Here is a 4,600-nt window from a genome sequence, read left to right as displayed (position 1 = left end):
GACAAGGGAGGTGTTCCTTCGGGTTGATGTCGGTTTTGTGGCGTTATCCGCACCTGGCTCTGGATCCGTCACTGTGGATGGCGGTTCTGGTTCCCCGCTCGTCTTGTCCCTGTTGGTGGCCGGTGTCGAAGGATGGTTCGAGACACCTGACTTGACGACGGGCACGACGGCGCGTGGTTCCGGTGACGGGTTGCATGATATTCCCGTGCAGGATATCCAGTATGGTTCCCGCGCCAGGTGCGGACAACTCCACAAAACCGACATCAACCAAAAGGAACCCCTCCCTTGTCAGCGGGTCAACGTCATAGCCTTGTTGATAAGGCTCGACTGCATGATCTGCGCGCTGGACGCGAGGTCATCATTCGCGCGCACGACCTTCGTCGGCATGTTGAACGTCGTATTGTTGACGACGGTCGAACCGAACCCGACGTTGCCGGTGACTTTGCCGCCGTTCGCATAATGCCCCGGCATACGCGCCTGCCGTTGCGCCTGACTGATATACGTGCTGGACAGTGACGGTATTGTGCCGGTGCGGTTCACCACGTTCAGGAACCCACTGCCGTAAGCGGCTTCAAGTTTCCTTACGCTCGCCGCACGAATGACATACTCGCCGTTCGACAGCATCGCCGGGATACTGTCACTCGTACTCGACCCCGGCCCGACGATACGACCGCCATGAGCCTTCTTCTTGCTGTTACCGCCACCGCCGCCGAACGCGGAAGTCACGCCAGACCAGAAACTGCTGAACGCGCTCTTGACCCTATCCAACACGCTCATAGCCTGCCCTGCATCGGCGGTTATCTTCGTGTTGTGCGAACTCGGAATGTTCTTCACAGCGTCACGCGCTTTATTCGCCTTACTGGAAGCCTTATCATCAGCATCGAGCTTCGCATGAGGGTTCAGCTTGTCAAACGCCTTCGCATTGCCGGAAGCATACGCGACAGTGGCGCTGGCGAGGTCATCCGCATTCAGCTTCGTGGTGTACCCCTTGCCGTCCTTACCGGCCGCGAACAGCTCCGCATGAGACTTCGCAATCTCCGTAGGAACAAGCGCAGGCGTACCATCAGCCGTAAGCACCGTGGAATACTTCCCGTCCTTGAACGCATTGGCGAGATTCTGCACCGTCTGAATATCAGTCACCGCGCCGCTCGTGATAGCCGTCAACAGCGTCTGATACGTCGCACTGTTCGACCCTTCGGGGAACATCTGCTGAATCAGATTCAGATAATTCAGACAGTTCAACTGCGCCTGGTCTGTTTGCGCGGTGAACATCGTCTTGACTTCTTCAGGGGTCATGCCATACGTCTTCTGCAACTGCTCGACCTGCGTATCAGTCAAACCAAGAGAATTACCCAATTCGGCAAGTTTCGCGTTATACGCATCGACCTGGCTGTTCACGACAGACTGTTTCTCGCCGTTCGCAATCATCGACTGCACATAACTCTGATTGGCCGCATACAGGTTGCTGAACATCGCGGTCGCGTCCTGCCCGGCCTTCGTGCTCGTATCAAGGCTCTTGGTGTTGGAATCCCACGCGAGGCGTGCATCACCAAGCTCGGCTTTGATCTGAGCGACAGCCGCACCGGTAGCACCGGCGACCTGATTATACGAAGACTGCGCGTTGACCTCCGCGACACGAGCATTGGACACGTTCTGGATAGCTTGAGCGAGCATCGCGTTCGCGTCAGCCTCGTTCTGCTTCTTCTGCGTGGAGGATTGAGTCAACGCGGCTACAGCGCGTAAATCCTCGCCCTCTTTGACCAGCTTATCGACATACGCCGAGGTGTAACCGTTCTGAACGGCGGTCGCCTTCGCTTCATCGAGTGCCTTCTCACGCACAGCCTGATAGTCGCTCGCGAGCTGCTGCATCTGCTGGATACGCTTCGTATACGCCTCATTCTTCTCAGGCGTATAGTTCGGGTCGTTCTGCATCTTCTTGTCGGCGTACTTCTCGTAAGCATCAGCCTGCGAAGTCAAAGACTTGTACATCTTCTCATACGCCTGCTGGGTACCAGCAGCGGATTCAGCGAGAGAATCCATAGTGAGCTTTTGCTTCTTCAACGCGCTGGACGCACTATTGAAACCGGCAAGCTCACTGCCGACATCGAGCTTGTTCGCCCACTTGTTAAACGATTCGAGCGGATTGTCCTTGTTGAAATCACTCGAACTCATCGCCGTCTTCAACGATTCGGAGACACTGTTGACAGCCTCGCTCGTGGACTTCGCCTGCTTCGCCACGTTCTTGAACCCGTCAGCGATAGTCTCATTCACGGCCGCGCTCTTGGCAGCCATGTCCTGATACGCGCTGAATCCTACGGTGATGGCCGCGATACCAGCAGTGACGGCAAGCCCGACAGGCCCGCCGACCGCGCCAAGCAACGCAGAACCAGCCGCTTTCGCACCGGTGCCGACCGTCTTCAACGCGCCCTTCAACCCGCCTACGGCGACCGTGGACGTTTCCATGCTCTTCGCGACCGTGGAACCGGTCGAAGCCATCACACTGCCAGTCTCCATCGCGCCGGTCTTCATGCCCGCGTACAGGCGGACTACACCGCCGAAACTCGTATCGATGTTCTCGGCGGCGACACCGGCGTTCAACAATGCCTGCCGGAATGCGAGCGTACTCTGGACACTCTCCACCATGCCCGACTTCAACGTGTCCTTGAACGTGCCGAACGCCTTACCCCACGTACCCAAGAACACGATAGTGTCACGCAACGGGGCTGGCAGCGCGTTGAACGCATCAGCCACACTCTTGGCAGCCTCAGCGACAGCTTTCAGAATCGGCGCGCTCGACCGCAACGCACTATTGAAGCCAGTGCCCATAGCACGGGTCACGCTGCCGACTAACGAAGCCCAGTCATTGAACACGTCCGCGGTCTCGTTTATGGCCTTGACCATGCTCGTCAACCCATCACGGGTACCATCAGCAGCATACGTAAGACCGGCAGCCACTTGCGCCAACGCCTTCGCCCCATTCGACAACAGGCTGCCGGTAATCGAACCGGCATCAGCCAACGTCGAACTCAACACGCCGCGAAGCGTATACGCGCTATCTGCGATATCGCTGAAACTGGAACGCACCTGCTTCTGCGCGTCCTGCGCGCCTTGACGCAACGCGGTGAACACCGCTTGGGCTTTGATGCTGTTCACCGCACGGTCGGCCTTGCCGGCCGCCTCAGCGAACCCTTCAAGCCCGTTCTCGCTCATGCTCAACGCGCCGAACACGCCCGTCAGCACGCCCCATAGGGATTGCACGCTCGACTTCAAATAGCCGGCCTGCTCGATAGCCTGCTCCATCGCGACGGTCACACGCCCCGTATTGCTGGACGTTTCAACCCAATGGTCGAACTCCTCCAACAATCCGCTCAGGTATTTGGTCGCACGCGGAACATACGATGCCGCGCTGTCACCGAGCGTGACGAATGCGGAAGCCGTCGCATCCAGCCCCTTGCCGAGATTATCGACACCACTCTTGGCGTTATCGAAAATCACCCGGAGTTTCGACACGTTCTCACCGGCGGAGACAATCTTGAGCATGTTCACGAATACGGTGCCCTCAGCCGCCGCGACACTGTTCATGCCCTTCACGGCCTCGCCAGCCGCATTACTGTTCATGAGTTTCGTTAGTTGGTCGGCCAACCCGTTCCCATAGAACGAATCACCCAACTGCTTCTGGAAGTCCTTGAACTTCGTCTTGGATACGTCCACATGGTCGCTGAACGTTTTCACCGCGCTCACACCGGCAGCCAGCGCGCTACCCAACGTGGCTACAGCAGCAGGAGCAGCCAACGCTGCACTCGACATGCGACCCAACGCGACAGCCGCACCGCCGACACTGCCGGCGAGATTCAACGCTCCCGCGCCGATCGTGGCGAGCACGCTGCCAACCGTCGCCAACGGCGGGATGGCTTCCTCCAACCGGTCGAACGTGTCGGCCAGTTCGTCGAACCTGCGTTGCACATACGTGATGCCCGCCGCGCCGCGCGTCATACCGTTAAGGAACTTGCCGACGTTCGTATCATGCAGCTTCGCGAAAATCTCAACCGACCGTGGGCGCGTCAACTCAGCCAGATGCAATGCCGCCAGCTTGGACTTGATATCCAAATCCATGTTCAGCGTCTTATGGTCGTCTTCGAGTTTTTTCAGCTTTTCCTCGGCGTGCTTCACGTCAAGGTCAAGCGTCGCATCGACCTTGAAATCCTTGGAGACGCCGGCCTTCTCACCCTCCGTAGTGAGACGGTTCTTCAACCCTTCCAGTTCCTGTCGGAACGTGACCGGGATAGTGATGCCCTCACGCTCGAACCGGGCGATGGTCGCATCGATACGCTCCACACCGTCCGTGTAGAACTTGACGCGCGCGTCACGCGAGTTCACGTCACGGATCTTCTCCATGACGCGCGTGATCTTATCGACCGTATCCCTATAGTCCGCTTCGACTATCTTCATGTCGAACCGGACGGTCTTGTCCTTCTCCAATGCGAGCAGCTTCTCATGCAGGTCGTCCAGCTCGTCTACAAGCTGATGCTGCCCGCCCTCGAAGTCGAAGCCGAAGCCGCTCGCACCGTGCAGCGCGTCATTCAACCCGCTCAGACTGTGC

General features: G+C 58.1%; 1 protein-coding gene. It reads right to left on the bottom strand.

The genetic code is table 11. From position 1 onward, the window contains the following. Positions 1 to 288 precede the first annotated feature (288 nt). A complete protein-coding gene (locus DSM100238_RS09420) occupies positions 289 to 4,584 on the bottom strand; it encodes a phage tail tape measure protein (RefSeq protein ID WP_205730717.1) in 4,296 nt (1,431 codons plus the stop codon). Positions 4,585 to 4,600 lie beyond the last annotated feature (16 nt).

The sequence above is a fragment of the Bifidobacterium apri genome (assembly GCF_009299485.1).
GTDB lineage: Bacteria > Actinomycetota > Actinomycetes > Actinomycetales > Bifidobacteriaceae > Bifidobacterium > Bifidobacterium apri.
The sequence above is the reverse complement of the archived record's forward strand: the minus strand, read 5'-3'. Positions and strand labels throughout refer to the sequence as shown.